We start from the raw sequence: 19,594 nt of genomic DNA, 5'->3' as shown, positions 1-19,594 counted from the left end.
CACTCAGTAACAGGCATGGGCGATGAATGCGGACTCGACCGATTTATCGAAACAGATCATAGCACGCGGCATCGCCACGCACCTGTGGATCGCGAGCCCAGAGGGGCGGCTGGAATACTGCAACAGCGGCTGGTGCGACTTCGCCGGACGGTCGAGCGAGGACATGCTGGTCGAGGGCTGGCCGGGACTGATCCATCCCGACGACCTGCGGGACTTCGTCCGGGACTGGCGGGAGGTCCGCGCCGCGCGCCAGGTGTTCGAACACGAGTGCCGGCTGATGGGTGCGGACGGCGCGGCGCGGCGGTTCTTCGTCAGGGCGGAACCGCTGCTGGATGGACACGGGAAGGTCGCCAACTGGCATGGGCTGAACACCGCTCTTCCGGAGCCCCGCGATGCCGGAGACCAGGATTCCGATAGCGCCGCGGAAACCACCGTCGAAGCCGTCGAGACCATCGCGCGGGTTCGATCGCGCATGACGGCCTCCGCCAACCATGACCTCCGCCAGCCGCTGACGGCGCTTTCCTTCCTCGCGGAGTCGCTGGCGAAGCGGCTGCACGACCCGATCTCGCGCGACCTGCTGGCGTCCATGGGACGCGCCATCCAGTCGATGCGGAACGTCGTGGATGGGCAGCTCTATTTCGATCAGGTGGATTCGGGCCGGGTCGAACCGTTGCTGGTCGATCATCACGTCAACGCGTCGCTGATCGGTCTGGCGAGCGAATTCAATACCATGGCGGAGCGCAAGGGACTGGGCTTCGTCCTGCATCCGAGTTCGGCCTGTATCCGCACCGATCCGGCCCTGCTCGACACGATCCTCAAGAACCTGGTGTCCAACGCGCTGCGATACACGGTCGAGGGGCGTGTGGTGGTCGGGTGCCGGCGTCAGGGCGAATGGCTGCGGATCGAGATACACGACACCGGGCGCGGCATCGCGGCCGACGAACTGGGCCTGATCTGGCAGGACTTCTTCCGCAGCTCCCGGAGCGTTCAGGAATATCCCGGCGGGTTCGGGCTCGGTCTTTCCATCGTGAAGCGGCTGGCGGACCAGCTTGGGCACGGTGTCGAGGTCGGCACCAAGCCGGGGCGCGGTTCCTGCTTCTCGATCAAGGTCCCGCTGGCGAACCGCGAGCTTTCCACGCTTCAGGCAGAAAAGGGCGCCGCCGTCGACCGGCCGTTCGAGGGACTGAGGGTGCTGCTGCTCGACAGGGATATGACGACCGCCAATTCCGTCCGGCTGCTGGTGGAAGACTGGGGAGGCTCGGTCCAACTGATGCCGTCGGCGGAGGATGCGGCGGACCTGCTTGGCAAAGCCGGGGCCTTGCCGCATGCCGTTCTGGCCGATCTGCGATTCGGCGGCGCCTCCGGCGGGATCGTCGCGATGCGCCAGTTGCTGGCACGATCGGAACAGCCGATCCGGGGCATCATCCTGGTGGAAGAGAACACCCCTGTCCGCGAACGCGAAATCGCCCTGGCAGGTTACAGGATGGTCGCGAAGCCGATAGCGCCCGATGAGCTGTTCCACGCGCTCCAGTGACCGACGCGTAAAGGAAGCTGACAGACCGGACGCCAACCCGTTGAGATGCTTGAAGGGACGTATCCCAAACGCTCCCTTAAAGCGTCAAACCGGCTGACACATTGGGGTTAGCCGATAGGCTCAGAAGACTGCGGAGCCTGGCGTTGCTACTGTCCGGCGATCAAGCGACGGACAGAGAATGCAGCTCAGCCAGACGTTGATCGGTGCTGCGACCCATGGGCTCGCGGCGCTCACTTATCTGATCCTGACAGCACTGTTGGCCGCCACGTGGCAGCGGAGCCGCCACGGCGCTGCGCTGATCGCGGCGACCCTGCTGACGGCGGCCTGGGCCGGCGCCGAAGCCGCGGGTCTGCGGCCGGAGATCGCGCAAACCCTGCTGCTGCTGCGCTCCGGCGCCTGGGCGCTGTTCCTGCTGGTGGTGCTGCGCCAAGTCACCCATGGCGACGCCAAGGGCTTCTGGCGCAACACGGTCGCAGCCGTGGCCGCCGGCGTGGTGGTGCTGGGCATAACGGACACCTGGATTTCCCTGCCGCTCAACCGGTTCGTCCCGGTTTCACTGGTGGCGGGGCTGGCGCTGGCGGTGCTGGGACTGCTGCTGATCGAGAACCTGTTCTCCTTCACCCGCGACAGCGCGCGGTGGACGTTCAAGCACCTGCTGATCGGGCTGGGCGGGCTGTTCGCCTTCGACCTCTTCCTCTACAGCGGCGCGCTGCTGCTGGCGCGCACCGATCCGATGACGCTCACCGCGCGCCCGCTGGTGCAGATACTCGCGGTGCCTTTCCTGCTGGTTTCCGCCGCCCGCATCCGGACGCTGTCGTTCGACGTGACAATCTCGCGCGAGACGGTTCTGCACACGACCGCACTGGTCGGCAGCGGCGTCTACCTGCTTGGCGTCGCGGCGATCGGCTATCTGCTGCGGGAAACCAGCATGACGCTGGGGCCGCTGGTGCAGATGCTGTTCTTCGTCGGCGCCGTGATGGTGCTGGCGGTGCTGCTTCTGTCGGGCGAGCTGCGTGCCCGCGCCCGCATGCTGATTTCCCGCAACTTCTTCACCTTCACCTACGACTACCGGCGGGAATGGCTGCGGTTCATCCGGACGCTGTCGGACAGCGCGTCCCAGACCAGCCTGCACGAGCGCGCCGTAAGGGCCATGGCCGACGTGTTCGAGTGCAGCAGCGGGGCGCTGTTCCTGCGCGGACGCGGCAATATCTTCGCGATGGCGGGGCGCTACAACTGGTCGGGGGCGGCCGGCATGCTGGCGCTGCCGAATGCGCTGACGGAGCGGCTGAGCGAACGGCGCGTCGTGCTCAATCTGCGCGACGGGCTGGATCTCTCCGGCGATCCATCGGAGCAGGCCGTGCTGGGCTGGCTGCGCCGGCTGAACGCGCCGTGGCTGCTGGTGCCGCTGCGGCTGCGCGACGAGATCGTCGGCGCGATCGTGCTGAGCGAGCCTCGCGTCCCCCGCGCGCTGACTTGGGAGGACGAGGACCTGCTGGAGATCCTGGGCGTCCAGGTCGGCAGCTACATCGCCGAGGCGCAGGCCAGCCGCGCCCTGTTCGAGGCGCAACGGTTCGAGCGCCTGGGCCAGTCGTTCAGCTTCGTCGCCCACGATCTCAAGAACATGGTCAGCCAGCTCTCGCTGATCCTTCAGCATGCCGAGCGCCACGGCGGCAACCCGGAATTCCAGCGCGACACGCTGGAAACCATCGGCGATTCGGTCGAGCGGATGCGGGCGCTGCTGGGCCGGCTGAAGGAGCGGAGCGAGGCCGGCGTGCAGGAACCCGCCGGCGTGGCTGATCTGCACGGCATGCTGGCCGAGGTGGTCGAGCCCAGGCGCGCCGCCCTGCCCGGCCTGGGTTTCGGGCGGATCGATCCCGGCGTCGCTGTTGCGGTCGACCGGCTGGGCTTCACCGCCGCCGTCGAAAACCTGGTGCAGAACGCCGTCGATGCGGCGCGCGGGCGAATCACGGTATCCGGCTTCGCCGAGAACGGCCACGCGGTGGTCGAGGTCACCGACGACGGTCCCGGCATGACCGACGCCTTCGTGCGGGACCACCTGTTCCGGCCCTTCGCCTCGACCAAGAGCACCGGCTACGGCATTGGCATGTACCAGACCCGCGACCTGATCGAGCGTTGGGGCGGGCACCTGGAGATCGAAAGCGAGGTCGGGACCGGCACGACGGCGCGCGTGCTGATGCCGCTTGCCGAAGTCAGATCCGATAAATTGGAAGAGCAGGCTACCCCATGACAGTTGCGCGCACCCTGCTGCTGGTCGATGACGATCCGGCGATCCTGCGCGGCCTGAAATGGTCGTTCGAGGACTGCGAGGTCCATACCGCGTCCGACCGGGAAAGCGCGCTGCGTCAGGTCAAGGCGGTACGGCCTTCGGTCGTGACGCTCGACCTGGGCCTCCCCCCCGCCCCCGATGACGCCGTGGAAGGTTTGCGCACCCTGGCCGAAATCCTGGCCGTGGCGCCGGAAACCAAGGTGATCGTGGTGACCGGCAACGAGGAGCGCGCCCACGCCGTGCGGGCCATAGCGCTGGGCGCCTACGACTTCTACCAGAAGCCGATCGACGGGCAGGTCTTGAGCCTGATCGTCCGCCGGGCCTTCAACGTGTTCGACCTGGAAGCTGAGAACCGGCGGCTTCAGCAGAGCCGGGAGCCGAGCTTCCAGGGCATCGTCACAAGCTCGGATGCGATGCTGTCGCTCTGCCGCACGGTGGAGAAGGTGGCGCCGACCGACATCAGCGTGCTGCTGCTGGGCGAGAGCGGCACCGGCAAGGAGCTGTTTGCCCGCGCTCTGCACAACCTGAGCGCCCGTCGGCGCGGTCCCTTCGTCGCGATCAACTGCGCCGCGATCCCGGAAAACCTGCTTGAAAGCGAACTTTTCGGCCACGAGCGCGGTGCCTTCACCGGGGCGGTGCGGCAGGTCAAGGGCAAGATCGAGTCGGCGCAGAAAGGCACCCTGTTCCTGGACGAGATCGGCGACATGCCGATGAGCCTCCAGGTAAAGCTGCTGCGCTTCATCCAGGAACGGGTGATCGAGCGGGTCGGCGGACGGGAGACGATCCCGGTCGATGTCCGGATCGTCTGCGCCACCCACCAGGACCTGGAAGCCCGCATCCGGACCGGCGGCTTCCGCGAGGACCTGTTCTACCGGATCGGCGAGATGGCGTTGAACATCCCGCCGCTGCGGGACCGCAACGACGACTGCATCGTGCTGGCCCGCCACCTGATCGACAAATTCTCCGCCGATCATGGTCGCCGACGGCTTCAGCTCGCTCCCGATGCGCTGGCGGCGCTTCGAAGCCACCCCTGGGCCGGCAATGTCCGCGAACTGGAGAACCGAATCAAACGCGCCGTCATCCTGACCGAGGGCCAGAGCATCACATCAGCCCATATGGGGCTGGCGGCTCCGCCCGGTTCCGAGGAACCGGAGGCGGCGGCAACCCTTCAGGAGGCGCGCGACGAGGCGGAGCGAAAGGCGCTTTCCAGCGCCTTGGCGCTGTCCGCCGGCAATCTTTCCGCGGCGGCCAAGATCCTGGGGGTCAGCCGTCCGACCGTCTACAGCCTGCTCAAGCAGCACAACGTCAATCCGCCGTCATGAACGGCGCGGCCTGGCTCATCATCCGGCCCGTTCCTCAAGGAGTCCTTCCATGAACCAGCATCGGCCCGCGACATCAAGGTTCCGGCACTTGCTGGCAGCGTCGTCCCTGATCGCCTTGGCCACCTGCTTCACGGTCTTCACGCCGGCCCATGCCGACACCCAGCAGTCGCAGCGCTTCTACGACGAGGGCGTCCAGCAGCTTCAGTCCGGCAACGCCAGCGCCGCGGTGATCCAGCTGCGGAACGCGATCCAGCAGGACCCCGCCAACCTGAAGGCGCGCCAGTTGCTGGGACAGCTTTACCTGCGGACGGGCGACGCGGTTTCCGCCGAGAAGGAGCTTCGGCGGGTGTTCGAGGCGCAGCGCGGCGACGAGGTCGAGTTGCAGCTGGCGCAGGCGCTGATGATGCAGCGGCGCTACGGCGACGTCTTCGCGGTCCTGTCGCCCCAGGGCGCTACGCCCGAACTGACGCAGGCCAAGCTGGTCATGAGCGGTCAGGCCTATATGGGTACCGGCCAGATCGACGATGCCGAGAGCCAGTTCCGCGCGGCGCTGGAAACGGCGCCGAACCTTGCCGAGGCGAAGCTCGGACTTGCCCGGATCGACGCGCTACGCAACCGGACCGACGAGGCGCGGCGGAGCGTCGACGAAGTGCTCGCCACCTCTCCCGACAATCTGGAAGCGCTGCTGCTGTCGGCCGACATCGCCTTCGCCGGCCAGCGGGCGGATGACGCATTGGCAAGTCTAAACCGCGCCGCGGCGCTGTCGCCCGACAATCCGCGCGTGCTGCTGCCCCGCGCGCGGGTGCGGCTTCAGACCGGCTCGATCAACGAGGCGGAGAAGGACGTCAGCCGCGTGCTGGAACGGACGCCGCGCGACGTCATGGCAAGGTACATGAAGGCGTCGATCCAGCTCATCCGGGGTGACGCCAATGCCGCCCGCACGACCTTCCAGCCGATCGAGGGCGCGCTGGCGGACTATCCCCCCGCCTTGCTGCTGGGCGGCCTGATCAAGTTCAACACGGGCCAGTACGCCCAGGCCGAGGCGTCGATCAACCGGTTCCTGGCGTCGGCGCCCGACCATGTGCCGGCGCGACGGACGCTGGCGGCGATCCAGCTGCGCTCCAACAACACCCTAAGCGCCATCGAAGCGCTGAAGCCGCTGGTGGCGGACCATCCGGACGACCTGATCGCCCGGCAGATGCTGGCGGGCGCCTATCTGCGCCAGGGCGACATGGGCAACGCCACGGCGATGTTCGAGGAACTCGCCAAGTCGCCCAACCGGCCGATGGCGGCGCGGGCCAAATCGACGCTGGGCCTGCTTCAGGCGTCGGATGCCGGATCGCGCGACATGCCGCCGGAAACGCGGCGGTCGGTGGCGCTCGTGCTCGACTATATCCGCAACGGGGAGTTCGCCAAGGCGCACGAGACGGTGGACCAGTTGAAGACGGCGGATGCGGACAACCCGCAGCTCATCAGCCTGGAGGCGGCGATCTTCGCGGCAGAGGGCGACATGGGGACCGCGAAGTCGCGCCTTCAGGCCGCCAGCGCGCTCGACCCGTCGATGTCGGAGATCGCCAACAACCTCAACCTCGTCGATGCCCGCATGGGCAACCTGGACGCCGTCGAGAAGCGCCTGCGCGACGCCGTTTCGGCCAATCCCGGCGACGAGCAGGCGGTTCTGCGGCTGGGCCAGTTCCTGGCGCAGAACCAGCGGCTCAACGAAGCGGAAGACACGCTGGAGAGCGCCGCGTCGCGCCATCCCAACTCGATCACGATGCGGCGCATCCTGGGTGAGCTGTATGAGCGGCGCGACGACAAGCCGAAGCTGCTGGAAACCGCCGGCCAGCTCCGGCAGATCGGCAATGCCCAACCCGAAGCATTGAAGTTCGCGGCGGTGATGTACAGGGCCGGCGGCGATCCGGCCAGGGCGGCGGATGCGCTCCGGGTCTATGCCAAGGCCAAGCCGGACGATGCCGAGGCGCAAATAGCTCTGGCCCAGAACCTGATCGCGGCCAACCGGCCGGAGGAGGCGCGTCCCGTGCTGGAAGCGATCAAGGCCAAGGACCCCGCCAGCGCCGTGGCGACGCTGGGACTGGTCGATCTGGCGCTGGCCCGCAACGACGCCGACGGCGCGCTGAAGCTGGCCGACGGCCTGCGTCAGGCCAACCCGATCGCGGCGGCCCAGCTGCGCAGCAGCGTGCTGCTGCGGACCAACCGGGTGGACGAAGCGATCCGCGCCATGGAGCAGGCGCTTCAGGCGACGTCGGACCGGCAGTTGGCGCTTGGCCTTTACGGGCTACGCCGCGACAACGGCAGGATGGATCAGGCGGTATCCGGACTGGAGGACTGGGTCAAGCGCAACCCCGACGACGTGGCGGCCCGGACCGTGCTGGCCGATACCTACTTGACCCGGCAGGACCTGAAGCAGGCGGAGGCGCACTACGACATCCTGGTCCAGGCCCGGCCGGGCGATCCGGCCTTGCTCAACAACGCCGCCTGGATCGCGCATGAGCTTGGCAGCCCGCAAGCCCTGCAATACGCCCGCCGCGCCCACGCCGCCGCCCCGTCGGCTCCCGAGATCGCGGATACGCTGGGATGGATCCTCGTCCAGTCGGGCGAGACGGCGGAAGGAGTGGAACTGCTGCGGAGCGCCGCCGCCGGTGCGCCGTCGAACCAGGACGTCCAGTACCATCTTGCCTATGCGCTTCATGCGACCGGTGCCAAGGACGAGGCGCGCGAGATCCTGGAGAAGCTGGGCACGGACGGCAAGCCGTTCGAGAGCCGCGAGGAAGCGGCCGAGTTGCTGGCGACGATCGGACGGTGAGGGGAGGTTTATACCGGCGGCATTGAGCTTAACCGGATTGGAGCGTTAGATGTCGGGCCTCTTCAACCCGACATCTCAGCCGCAACTCACCGGTCAAGCCTCAATGCCTTGGGTATCAGCTGAGGGTCCATGTCGAAGCGACTCCTACCCTCACTGCGTATACGGCGTCACGAACTGCGCCGGCTCGATCCAGCCGAAGGTCTTGAGCTGGTTGCCGCGAAAGACGCACTCGAATTTGACGGGAACCGGTTCCTTGAACTGATCGGGGTCCGAAACAGTGCCGACGACCTGAATGATGTCCATAGGAAACAGTGCCGGGGTGCCGGCCTGGGGCAGCCGCTCGATCCGCGCGTTGTCGATCGGACGCCAGGGCCAGACGGCCGAAGGCAGCTCGGCACAGGCCTGGGCAGTCGTGGTCGTGGGGAATATCTCACAACCGCCGAGCGCCGTTGCGGCGGTCAGGAGGCAGGCGACGGTGAGGAGGGGGCGCATAGCGGTTTGCTCCGGATGATGAGACTGTTAAGCGTCGGGCGGGATCATAACCCGGTCTAGCCGCTGGATGAACATTGACGAGCCGGGGGGCGCACGCCCCTGGCCCGCGCCGGCTGCTCGTCGCGGGCCAGACCGGCCTGGGTCCGCAGCATCTCGCGCACCGCCAGCGGGTCGCTCGTCGTGCCGCCAAGCTCACCGAAGAACCGGTCGCAGAAGGCTTCCACCCTGTCCATGAACGTCCGCAGATCCTGCTTGGTCCTGACGTAGGGCGTGTTTCCGGGCACCATCGACGGGCTGTGATACGACAGCATGAAGATACGCTGGCCGCGCCGGATCATCGCCCGGACCAGCGCCATGTGCTGGGCCGGCGGGACTCCTTCCGGCGTCAGAATGATCCGGTCGATCAACCCCAGCCGGGAGAGCACGCCGGGCAGCCGGCAGGCCTGCGCCAGCGGAGACTCGAGCGCCCCTTCGAGGCGCGGCCCCGAATCGGAGAGCAATCCTACATAGCCGCGGGTCAGCGGCAGCTCCAGCAGGCGGCCCGCCGGACCGATCCAGTAGGGCTGCGGAGCAACCCGGCGGAAGTCCGGGCCGTGATGGGTCCGAAGGTCCGCTCCCGGCACGGCGCTGATGTCGATCTGGTAGCCAAGCTCCGTCAGCGTGCGGAAGGTCCTGGGACCCAGACCGTAGCGTCCGGCCTTGTAGATGCGCGGCGTCAGGCCCAGTCCGTCCTCGATCGCGCGGGTCAGCACGGACAGCTTGGCGCGTTCCAGATCGGGGGAGAGGTTGCCGGGGAAGGAGTTGCGCTCGCAGATCTCCTCGTCGAAGGGTGGATTGACCCAGGGGTGAAGCTGGGTCCCGATCAGGCAGGCGTCGTCCTTGAGCAGGTCGCGGAGCGGTTCCAGCCCGTCGGGCTGGCTGGCGACCGGATAATCGACGACATAGGTCGGACGGATGCCGTACTTCTCGAAGATGCGGTGCATGGGACCCTGGGCCGCCATGGATCGTACGCTATGGCGGTCCCGCGTGAATGGCCCCGACCAGTCGAACTCCTCCTCCGCGTCCACGACCACCAGCAGTACCGGGGGAAGATCGGGCGGCAGTCTGATTGGATTCCAGTCGTCCTCGAACAGGACCTTTTCTTTTTCCGCCCGCATGTTCCCGATTTCATCGCAAGTTGTACTGTAAGGCGTACCGTTGGTCATCTTCTGGCGAAATGCCGATCCGGTCATGGCTGAAGGCCGATATGGAGCGCCACGGCGGAGCCGATGCTGATGCCGAGCGCCGCCAGCGCCAGCAGGCCGGCGACCCAGGTGGGCACGAGACCGTGGCGCTGCCGAAGCATCAGCGATTCAAGCTCGTCCTGGCGGGCGGCGATGGCGTCCAGACGGTCCAGCACTGTTTTGTCTGCCGGACCGCCCCGCTCCCGGTCGGCTTCCAGACCCCGCAGCAGGCGGTCGACGCGGTCGGTCGTCGCCCGCATGCCCTGGGCGTGGTTGAGCACCAGCGAAGCCATGTCTTCCCGCTGGCGGGCGCTCAATTGCTCCAGGGTGCGGCTGAGTTCCGCCGCCAGCATGTCGCCGACCAGTCGGACCGCCGGCAATCCGGCATCGCCGTTAGTACCGCCAGCCGTCCCGCCGAGCGCACCGCCCGCCGCACCGCCTGTCGCACCGTTGCCGACACCCATGACGCGCGCCGTCACGATCTGCCCGGACAGGCTGCGCAGATCGGATGCCATTTCCTCCAGCGACTTGTCCCTGACCGCCGAGTGTCCTTCTCCGGCCGTATGTGCCACCTCCCGCTCCTCCACGTCCTGGTGCAAGCCGGCATCCAGGTCTTGCCGAAGCCTATTCGCCCGGCTCATTCCGGAAACCGATCCAACCATGAGAACCTGCCCAGTTGCATGACGCGATAGCGGCTTGTCCGCTGTCTTCCGAGGTATCCGAACCGACTCAACAGCATAAGCGGCGGCGCCGCCACACCCAAGTAGTAGCGTTGGCACCGCCCGATGACATTGCGGCTAAGTTTTCTCGAATTCAGTGCCTGTCATGCAACAATCCATATGAAGTATCCACCTCACCATTGGCGTCATTGATGGTGCATTCCGGTTCCAGCACCCTCCTGATGACATCATAAAAGCATAGCATTTATTCTTTTGTTGAACCTAAGACCTGCCCACACGCTTTTACCGGAAGTGCAGAACCGACCACCGTCACGGGGACCAACGGAGGAATACCATGGCAGCGAACCATAGCGGGACCGCCGCACCGCCGCCTGAGAACCGCAAGCGCGTCCATCGGATGATCGAGGCCGCCATTCCGGCTCCCGTACTGCAGGCCGCCAGCCGGCTTCTGCCGCCCGGCGTCAAGCGGGCGGTCAATGCCGCCATCGCCTCCGGCGGGTTCGCGCTGATCGAAGCAGGGCTGGCCCGCCGGTCCGAGCGCCGCCATGCCGCCGGACGTGCCGCGATCGGCCGGCGCGACCTGGAAAACGATCTTGCCCGGGCCGGGCTACCGGACGGCGCCGTCGTGTTCGTCCACAGCTCGCTGTCGAAGCTGGGTTTCGTCGAAGGGGGCGCTGCCACCGTCCTGGCGGCATTGGAGAGCGTCGTGGTGGCGCGCGGCGGCACGCTGGCGATGCCGGCCTTCACGATGACCGGCTCGATGTACGAGACGCTGAAGTCCGGTCCGGACTTCGACGTACGGGAAACTCCGACCGGCATGGGCAAGATCGCCGAGACGCTGCGCCGCGACAAGCGCAGCCGCCGAAGCATCCACCCGACCCACTCCGTCGTAGCGCTGGGCGCCCGCGCCGACTGGCTTGTGGCTGACCATCATCGGTCGCCATTCGCGTTCGACGCCGATTCGCCGCTGGGGCGGGTGCTCGAGGCGGACGGCTACATCATGGGCCTGGGCACCGACCTGGGTCCGGTCACCTTCTACCATGTGCTGGAAGACCTGTGCGGCGACAGCTTCCCCTTCCCCGTCTATACCCCCGACAGCCCTGTCGTGCGCGAGGTGACGGGCTGGGGCGGCGAGCGCCTGAAGGTGGCCGTCATGGCCCATTCGTCCGTCGTGTCCGCCGACCGAATCGACAAGCCGACCGGAACCGGCGTGCGGGATTACGTCACCCGCTATCTCGAGCGTGACGGCGGCCTGCGGTGGATTTCGGTTGGCGAGGGCAAGGCCTGGGTTATCCGGGCGGCGGATATGTTCACCTGCCTGGAATGCCTGATGGTCCAGGGTGTCACGATCTACCGCGACCCTGCCGAGTCGGCCAGCGCCGGTCGCGGATTTTTGGCGAACGAAAAGGATGGTTTCGGTGCCGGTACAAGATCTTCTGCCCAGCATGCTGCCTCGAGCGGTAAAAGACAGGCTGCGTCCGCTTAAGAAGCTGGCCGATTTCCAGCGGCTGCCGGCGGCAGCTAAGGCGGCGGTCCGGCGCGACCGCGACGGCCTGGACGCGGTCGCCGATCCGGGGATCGACGCGACCGTGGCGGCGGCACTCGACTGGCTGGGACAGGCACAGGACAACTCGGCGACGCGGGACGGCGGCGTGGCGCGGCACTACAGCCTCGTCAGCGGCTGGTCCGCCTCGTATCCGGAGACGACGGGCTATATCGTCCCGACGATGATCGAACAGGGCCGGCTGCGTAACGATCCGGCACTGCTGGAACGGGCACGCCGGATGCTTGACTGGCTGGTGTCGATCCAGTTCCCCGACGGTGGTTTCCAGGGCGGAACGATCGGCCAGGAGCCTCGGGTCCCGGTGACGTTCAACACGGGCCAGATCCTGCTCGGGCTGGCCGCCGGCGTGGCGGAGTTCGGCGATGCCTATCGTCCGGCGATGACCAGGGCCGCCGACTGGCTGGCCGGGAGCCAGGACGAGGACGGCTGCTGGCGGCGCTTTCCGACACCCTTCGCCAGCCGGAACGACAAGAGCTACGAGACTCATGTGGCCTGGGGGCTGCTGGAAGCCGCTCGGCTCGACCCGTCGCGTACCTGGGGAGATGCGGCGCTGGCGCAGGTCCGCTGGGCCGTCGGCCGCCAGCAGCCGAACGGCTGGATGGCGGATTGTTGCCTGGAGGAGCCGCACCAGCCGCTGACCCACACGCTGGGCTACGCCCTGCGGGGCATTCTGGAAGCATGGCGGTTCTCGCGCGATCCTGCCTTCCTGGAGGCCGGGACGAAGCTGGCCGAAGGACTGCTCGGGTGCCTTGACGAACGGGGAACCGGACGCCTGCCCGGCAGGCTGAATGCCGGGTGGAAGCCGGCCGTCGACTGGGTCTGCCTGACCGGGTCGGTCCAGATCGCCCATTGCTGGCTGCTGCTGTACCAGGACACCGGCGATGCCCGATGGCTGGAAGCGGCGAAACGGGTCAACGGCTTCGTCCGCAGGACGGTCGCCGTTGAGGGGCCGACCGACACGCGCGGCGGCGTCCAGGGCAGCTTTCCGGTGGATGGCGACTACGGCACCTTCGAGTACCTCAATTGGGCGGCCAAGTTCTTCATCGACTCCAATGAACTGGAGCGAAAGCTGACGGCCCGGTGATTGGACGTCCCAAAGAAAGTGCCATCATGAAAACTTTTTCATGTTAGCATAAATGCGATCTTACTGTGGTGACGCTTGCCGGCGTCCGGTGTTTTCCTGACAGTCTCTTATGGAAGGGAAAATACCGATGAAAACAATTCTGGCAATAGCCGCAACGGCGGCGATCCTTGGCGGCGTCCTGACGATGCCCGATACGGCGGAGGCAAAAGGCTGCCTGAAGGGCGCCGCCGTCGGCGGCGTGGCAGGCCACATGGTCGGTTCGGGACATGGAGTGGCAGGCGCCGCCGCAGGCTGCGCCGTCGGCCACCATGAAGCCAACAAGAAGGCCGACAAGAAAGAGCAGGAGAACCAGCAGCACGCCAATTCACAGAACGGCGCTGCGAGCGACCAGACGAAGCAGTGATCCGGATGGCGGCCTTTTAAGGGCTAATGTTCAAGGGCGGTTGATCGCAGAAACGTCTGCGATCAACCGCCCTTGAACATTCGATCCTTCGAAAATCTGCTATCTTTTCTATCCGGAGGGAGCGGATGAGCGAGGGGATCCTTGCCGGGTTGATCGGCGCGACGGCACTCGGATGTGGAGTCGTCGGCGGCGTGTTCTTCGCATTCTCCTCCTTCGTGATGACCGCGCTCGGGCGATTGCCGGCAGTGGAGGGAATGGCGGCGATGCGGTCGATCAACAGGGTCGCGGTCACGCCATTGTTCATGGGAGCGCTGTTCGGGACGGCGGCGGCATGTCTGGCGCTTGCGCTGACGGCTTTCGGCGGATGGGCCGGGGAGCGTGCCGGATGGCTGCTAGCCGGGAGCGGGACGTATCTGCTGGGAGTGGTCGCGGTGACGGCCGTGTTCAACGTCCCGCGTAACGAGAAGCTGGCCCGCATCGATCCGCACGGTACCGAAGGAGAGCGCCTCTGGCAGCGTTACCTAGTCGAATGGACGGGCTGGAACCATGTGCGGACGGTAGCGGGCGGTGCCGCCGCGGCGCTTCTGATGGCCGCCTTGCGCTGACGGCGGCCCGGAGGGACGCCTTCACTCGGCGGTGTCGAAAGCGACGACGGTGAAGATCATGTTCACCGTCATGCCGTCGTCGGACAGGGGAAGGTGGATGTCGGCGACGCCGCGCACGGCGCGCACCCGGCCGACATAGGGCGGTTCGGATCTGATGGGGAGTCTCGATTCGACGACGGCGGCCCGGTGGGTCCAAAGATAGTTTCCCGGCCCGAACCCGGGCATTTGGGAAAACAGCTTGCCCGTGTGATTGCCCTGAGACCTGTCCACGACACCGGAGCCGACCAGCCTGAACTTGAAGTCCAGCGGGTCCTGGAAGACATCGACCAGTACGATCCATGGGGCAAGGTGCGGAACCTCCAGGAGTGGGTCGAGGTCTCGGCGGGCCGGCATCGGCCGTCCCGCTTTCTTGCTTTCCCAATACGCGCGAGCGTCTTGAAGAAGACTTTCCATGTCCATCACCCGTCGTTCTCAGCGTTCTGTCCGGCCACTCGTACCCTCCGCGGCGAAAAAGCGTCCAATGATCGCATCGACGGCGGCAACGTCCGCCAAGTAGCTGACGGCGATGACGACACACCGAATTTTAACCGCAATCGATGTAATAGACATCGGAGGTCGCGGCAGATATATCTGATTCTATGTCCTTTTTCATAAGAACCTCGACAGAGCGGCAGAAGAAAGCACTACCATGGCCGTCCGGTCCGCCGAACCCACCTTCGCGGAACTTTTCACTCCTAAGCTCGTCACCATCCTGCGCGAAGGCTACGGGCTCCTGGATCTTCGAGCCGACGCCATCGCCGGACTGACCGTCGCCATCGTGGCCCTGCCGCTGTCGATGGCGATCGCGATCGCCTCCGGCGTCACGCCGGACCGCGGGCTTTTTGCCGCCATCGTCGGCGGCTTCCTGGTGTCGCTGCTGGGCGGAAGCCGGTTCCAGATCGGCGGCCCCGCCGGCGCCTTCATCGTGCTGGTGGCGGCCACGGTCGAACGGCATGGGGTGGACGGGCTGCTGCTCGCCACCATGATGTCCGGAGTGTTCCTGATGGCGATCGGCTATCTCCGGCTGGGGACGTATATCAAATACATCCCCTACCCCGTGACGATCGGGTTCACGGCCGGGATCGCCGTCATCATCTTCGCCAGCCAGCTCAAGGAGTTGCTGGGCCTTACCCTCGAGGGCAAAGAGCCGGGCGCCATCGTCCCCAAGGTCCTGGCTCTGGCGGAGGCGCTGCCGACGATCAACGTCGCGGCGGCGGCCGTCACGCTGATCACGGTCGGGCTGATCCTGACGGTCCGGCGCACCCGGCCGCATTGGCCGGCCCTGCTGATCGCGGTCGGGGCCGCGGCGGTGGCAAGCTGGGTCCTGGGCCTGCCGGTCGAGACGATCGGCACCCGGTTCGGCGGCATCCCGAACTCATTGCCGCTGCCGGAACTTCCAACCTTCTCGGCCGACAAGGCGCTTGCCGTCCTGCCGGACGCCGTGGCCTTCGCGCTGCTGGGCGCCATTGAGAGCCTGTTGTCGGCCGTGGTCGCCGACAGCATGAGCGGGCGGCGCCACCGGTCGAACTGCGAACTGGTGGCGCAGGGCGTCGCGAACATAGCCTCCCCGCTGTTCGGCGGGATCTGCGTCACGGGGACCATCGCGCGCACCGCGACCAATGTCCGATCGGCCGCGCGGGGTCCGGTCGCCGGCATGCTGCACGCGGTCTTCCTGCTTCTGTTCATGCTCGTGGCGGCCCCGCTGGCCAGCTTCATCCCGCTGTCGGCGTTGGCCGCCGTGCTGGCCGTGGTGGCCTGGAACATGGCGGAAAAGCACGAGTTCGCAACGCTGCTGCGGGCCTCGCGCGGGGATGCCGTGGTGCTGATGGCGACGTTCCTGCTGGTCGTTTTCCGCGACCTGACGGAAGGCATCGTGGTCGGGTTCGGCATCGGCGCGCTGCTGTTCCTGCACCGCATGGCTCAGGCGGTCGAGATCGAGAGCGGCCGGCCCAGCCAGGAGGAGGATCGGGCCGATGCGGTGGGCGCCGACGCCCGCCTGCCCTACGACGCCGGCATGGCGAGCGACCCCGACGTGATGGTCTACCGGATCTCGGGCGCCTTCTTCTTCGGGGCGGCGGCCACGGTCGGCTCGGTGCTCGACCAGTTGGCGGAACATCCCAAGGCCTATGTGCTCGACGTCTCGGAGGTCCCGATGCTGGACTCTACAGCCGCCATCACGATCGAAGGCTTCGTGCGCAAGGCGCACGGCAAGGGTGCGGCGGTCTATATCGCCGGAGCGCGGAAGCAGGTCCTCCGCGCGCTGCTGACCCACGGCGTGCGGCGACCGCGGGTAAAGTTCCGCACCACGGTAGCCGACGCGATCAGGGATGCTCATGCCAAGCCAGGCGGCCCCCGGATCGCAACAGCCGCGGTCGAGGCTTGAGGTTACCAGCCCCTCAGGTTGGGGCGCCGCAGTTACTGACGCGCCGCGCCGCCACCGGCTCGGTCACCTCGATGCAAAAGTCTAGCAGGCGCTCGAACTGGATATCGCGCGAAAGCCCCTCGCGCGCCGCCGGCGGAAGTCCGGGCAGCCTGCCTCCGGCGGCGTCCTTGGCCGCCAGCCAGCGGCGGAGCTGGCCCGCGATCGCTTCCGGATCGTTGGAGAAGAAGCCAGCTTGCCGTTCGCGGATCAGTCGGGCGGGAACGCCGTCCTCCAGCCCGATGCCGAGGATCGGGCGGAGCACGCCGAAATACTCGAACAGCTTCGCGGGCACGTTGCCCTGCTCGCGCGGGTTGTTCCATTGCAGCAGCAGCAGCACGTCGGACCGGCGCTGGATCTCGAGCGACTGCTTGTAGGGGACGGCGGGGTGGACGGTCACCCGGTCGCCGACGCCGGCCTTCTCGGCCGGCGGCATGACGAGGCCGGGGTCGCTGCCGTAGAACTCGATCCGGATCCGTTGGCGCTCCGGCCCCAGCAGGGCCAGCGCCTCGAACAGCGCGGACGGGTCGCGGCGGCCGGAATAGAGGACGCCGGCATAGGTGATGGTCAGGTCGGGCGACGATCCGGATGACGGCGGCGTAGCAGGCGGCGGATCCGGCTGGAGCGGGAAGTCCTGCGGGTCGTAGCCGTTGTAGATCGTCGCGACCGGCTTGCCGTACTTGGCGCGGTAGAACGCGCTCCAGGGTTCCGACACGGTGACGATGCCGCTGGCGCTGCCGGCGACCCGGCGCTCCATCCGGTCGAGCAGCGCCATGCGCCAGTCCGGCGCTTCGAAATAGGGATCGTCGGCCCAGCGGTCGCGGAACTCGGCGATCCAGGGAACGCCCAGCTTGCGGCTGAGGTGATGGCCGGCAAGGAAGGCGGTGAAGGGCGGGCCGGTGACGTAGATCAGGTCGGGCTTCCAGTCGCGGCAGGTGCGCCTGGCTCCCGCGATAGCCCAAGGCAGCCAGCCGACATAGCGGTCCGGCAGGTTGGACAGGTTGAGGTAGTAATCGCTGACGGTCGAGAGCACCCGGCCCACCAGGGAGCCGCGTCCGCCGCCCGACCCACCGGACGATGCTCCCGGCGCCGCCCCGCCGCCCGGCTTGGGGGCACGGCGCAGCAGGCGGTTGCGCAGGTTGCCGACGATGTCGATCGGGCGGTTGACGTCGACAGCGCGGGTCCAGGTTACCCGGTCCGCCGGGATTTCCAGCGGCAGCGTCTTCGACAGGTCGGGCTCGCGCGCGGTCACGACCCGCACGTCGACATTGCGGCGCATCAGGTACTTGGCGAGCTTGCCGACCCGGATCGCACCGATGGTATTGGACGGCGGGAAATACCAGGACAGGATCAGCACCTTCATGGCCTCGGCGCCCTCCGGCCGCTCGGCGGGAGATCCTGGCCGCGATGCCCTGGCCTGATCGATCGTCGAAGAAGCAAACCCAGTCAACCTTAGTCCTTTCGGCCCCGATTACTTCAGGCCTGATCCCTTGAGAGTCCACAACACCCGCCTGCCAGCCCGGGGCTGGTGACGGGAAGGTCCCAGGATATTGCCATGCGGCATGAAACACACCCCATATATCCCGATGCAAAAAGTCAAATGGGGCCGCCTGGGCGAAATGGGCGTACTTCCAGTTTCGAATTGACCCTTACGGGTCTGAACATCGTAAATGACCGCAGTGTTGCGGCTCAAGTCCGAACATTCGATAATCTTTCCCGCGAATTGTATAGATTATGTTGATTCCGGCAGGCGGGGACTGAATGCGCTCCCTCATTTTGTTCATGGTCTTTCTGGTCCTTGCGGTACTGTCCCTGACGATGCCTTCGATAGGGGTGCTGACATGGGCCTGGATCGCGATCATGAGCCCGCACCGGCTGACCTGGGATTTCACCTACACGCTTCAGCTCAACCTGATCATCGTCGTCATCACCTTCATCGCCTGGGTCGTGTCGCGGGAACCGAAGCGACTGCCGATGAACTCCGCCACCGTCATGATCATGCTGTTCATGGCCTGGATGACGCTGACGACGATGACGTCGCTGGCGCCGGCGAATTCCTGGTTTCACTGGGACCTGCATATCAAGAACCTCGTCTTCGCGTTGGCTGTGATGGCTGTTATGCGCACCCAGGTCCGCATCCAGGCGCTGATCTGGATCACGGTGCTGTCGATCGGCTATTTCGGGGTCAAGGGCGGCGGCTTCACCATCGCCAATGGCGGCGCCTATACCGTGCTGGGTCCGCCGGAATCGATCATCGAGGACCGCAACCATCTGGCGCTGGCCTGCTGCATGATCATCCCGATGATGAACTACCTGCGGGTCACGACCGCCAACCGATTGATCAAGATCGGCCTGATGATGGCGATGGCGCTGACCATCATCTCGGTGATCGGCAGCTATTCGCGCGGCGGCTTCCTGGCGCTGAGCGTGACGGCCCTCGTGTTCTGGCTGCGCTCGTCCGGCAAGCTGATGACCATGGTCCTGCTGCTGGCCTGCTTCGTCCCGGCCGTCTCGCTGATGCCCGCAAGTTGGAAGGACAGGATCGGCACGATCGAGAACTACCAGAAGGACGACTCCGTCCAGGGACGGTTCGACGCCTGGAACTACGCGATGCGGGTCGCGAAGGACCGGCCCCTGCTGGGCGGAGGCCTTGCGACGACCGAGGTCGGCGCCGTCTTCCACAAATACGTTCCGGGCAGGCCGCAGCGGGCGGCGCACAGCATCTATTTCCAGGTGCTGGGCGACCAGGGACCGATCGGGCTGATGATCTTCCTAGGTATCGGCGTGGTCGGATGGCTGAACACCCGGTCGATCATCCGCCTGAGCAAGGGAAAGCCGGAATTCGAGTGGGCGTGGCATCTCGGGCGGATGATGCAGGTCAGCTTCATCAGCTATTTCGTCGCCGGGGCCGCGCTGTCGATGGCCTATTACTCGGTGTTCTTCCTGTCCGTCGTGATCGTGGCGCTGGTACGGGAGATCCTGGTCAAGGCGGAGCGGGCGGCGGTACAGCCGGCGGGCCGGGTCAGGCGCGGGGGCTTCCTGCGGCCGGCGGAGGCGCCTGCCCCGGCGTCCGCCTCGGTCCCGGCAAATTGACGACACTGCGGAACCCCGGCCGAAC

Annotated in this window: 15 protein-coding genes; 10 read left to right on the top strand and 5 right to left on the bottom strand. The window is 66.6% G+C overall.

Annotated features, from left to right (window positions below; genetic code table 11):
* The first annotated feature begins 22 nt into the window (after window positions 1-22).
* The 4 genes from N826_RS20055 (at window position 23) to prsT (ending at window position 7,967) form a co-directional block, all read left to right on the top strand.
* Window positions 23-1,534, top strand: a complete 1,512-nt coding sequence (locus N826_RS20055; protein ID WP_044431778.1) for an ATP-binding protein — start codon at window positions 23-25, stop codon at window positions 1,532-1,534.
* Between the two features lie 178 nt (window positions 1,535-1,712).
* Complete coding sequence (gene prsK / locus N826_RS20050) at window positions 1,713-3,782, top strand: XrtA/PEP-CTERM system histidine kinase PrsK (RefSeq protein WP_044431775.1); 2,070 nt, start codon at window positions 1,713-1,715, stop codon at window positions 3,780-3,782.
* Window positions 3,779-5,143, top strand: a complete 1,365-nt coding sequence (prsR, locus tag N826_RS20045) for a PEP-CTERM-box response regulator transcription factor (RefSeq protein ID WP_044431772.1) — start codon at window positions 3,779-3,781, stop codon at window positions 5,141-5,143. The genes prsK and prsR overlap by 4 nt, the downstream gene beginning before the upstream one ends.
* Window positions 5,144-5,192: 49 nt before the next feature.
* Window positions 5,193-7,967, top strand: coding sequence for an XrtA/PEP-CTERM system TPR-repeat protein PrsT (gene prsT / locus N826_RS20040; RefSeq protein ID WP_044431769.1), 2,775 nt, complete (start codon window positions 5,193-5,195; stop codon window positions 7,965-7,967).
* 150 nt (window positions 7,968-8,117) lie between these two features.
* On the opposite strand, the gene N826_RS20035 is transcribed toward prsT, so the two are convergent.
* From N826_RS20035 to N826_RS20025, 3 genes are all read right to left on the bottom strand, one after another.
* Window positions 8,118-8,459: a hypothetical protein gene (locus tag N826_RS20035; protein ID WP_044431766.1), complete on the bottom strand. Its 342-nt coding sequence runs from the start codon at window positions 8,457-8,459 to the stop codon at window positions 8,118-8,120.
* Between the two features lie 56 nt (window positions 8,460-8,515).
* On the bottom strand, window positions 8,516-9,616 hold the full coding sequence (locus tag N826_RS20030; protein WP_052831656.1) for a polysaccharide deacetylase family protein: 1,101 nt from the start codon (window positions 9,614-9,616) through the stop codon (window positions 8,516-8,518).
* A 71-nt stretch (window positions 9,617-9,687) separates the two neighbouring features.
* Entirely contained in the window at window positions 9,688-10,323 is a 636-nt protein-coding gene (locus tag N826_RS20025) for a hypothetical protein (protein ID WP_044431765.1), read from the bottom strand.
* Window positions 10,324-10,696: 373 nt separating this feature from the next.
* Here N826_RS20025 and N826_RS40320 point away from each other — a divergent pair, with 373 nt between their 5' ends.
* The 4 genes from N826_RS40320 (at window position 10,697) to N826_RS20005 (ending at window position 14,018) form a co-directional block, all read left to right on the top strand.
* A complete protein-coding gene (locus N826_RS40320) occupies window positions 10,697-11,848 on the top strand; it encodes an AAC(3) family N-acetyltransferase (protein WP_052831654.1) in 1,152 nt (383 codons plus the stop codon).
* Entirely contained in the window at window positions 11,781-13,010 is a 1,230-nt protein-coding gene (locus tag N826_RS20015; RefSeq protein WP_147040830.1) for a hypothetical protein, read from the top strand. Before N826_RS40320 ends, N826_RS20015 begins: the two co-directional genes overlap by 68 nt.
* A 127-nt stretch (window positions 13,011-13,137) precedes the next feature.
* The gene (locus N826_RS20010) at window positions 13,138-13,413 is read left to right on the top strand and encodes a hypothetical protein (RefSeq protein ID WP_044431763.1); all 276 of its coding nucleotides are present in this window, start codon (window positions 13,138-13,140) and stop codon (window positions 13,411-13,413) included.
* Window positions 13,414-13,538: 125 nt separating this feature from the next.
* Window positions 13,539-14,018: an anthrone oxygenase family protein gene (locus N826_RS20005; protein WP_044431761.1), complete on the top strand. Its 480-nt coding sequence runs from the start codon at window positions 13,539-13,541 to the stop codon at window positions 14,016-14,018.
* A gap of 21 nt (window positions 14,019-14,039) precedes the next feature.
* Here the strand turns inward: N826_RS20005 and N826_RS40315 are convergent, their stop codons facing one another.
* Window positions 14,040-14,471, bottom strand: a complete 432-nt coding sequence (locus tag N826_RS40315) for a PAS domain-containing protein (RefSeq protein WP_169789384.1) — start codon at window positions 14,469-14,471, stop codon at window positions 14,040-14,042.
* A 235-nt stretch (window positions 14,472-14,706) separates the two neighbouring features.
* On the opposite strand from N826_RS40315, the gene N826_RS19995 reads away from it, so the two are divergent.
* Window positions 14,707-16,440, top strand: a complete 1,734-nt coding sequence (locus N826_RS19995; RefSeq protein WP_044431758.1) for a SulP family inorganic anion transporter — start codon at window positions 14,707-14,709, stop codon at window positions 16,438-16,440.
* A gap of 13 nt (window positions 16,441-16,453) precedes the next feature.
* Here the strand turns inward: N826_RS19995 and N826_RS19990 are convergent, their stop codons facing one another.
* On the bottom strand, window positions 16,454-17,926 hold the full coding sequence (locus N826_RS19990) for a glycosyltransferase (protein WP_147040828.1): 1,473 nt from the start codon (window positions 17,924-17,926) through the stop codon (window positions 16,454-16,456).
* A gap of 311 nt (window positions 17,927-18,237) precedes the next feature.
* Between N826_RS19990 and N826_RS19985 the strand changes: the two genes are divergently transcribed.
* Complete coding sequence (locus N826_RS19985; RefSeq protein WP_044431755.1) at window positions 18,238-19,569, top strand: putative O-glycosylation ligase, exosortase A system-associated; 1,332 nt, start codon at window positions 18,238-18,240, stop codon at window positions 19,567-19,569.
* Window positions 19,570-19,594 lie beyond the last annotated feature (25 nt).

Source organism: Skermanella aerolata KACC 11604 (assembly GCF_000936425.1).
Lineage (GTDB): Bacteria > Pseudomonadota > Alphaproteobacteria > Azospirillales > Azospirillaceae > Skermanella > Skermanella aerolata.
Note: the sequence above shows the minus strand (reverse complement) of the source record. Positions and strands in the feature narration are given on the sequence as shown.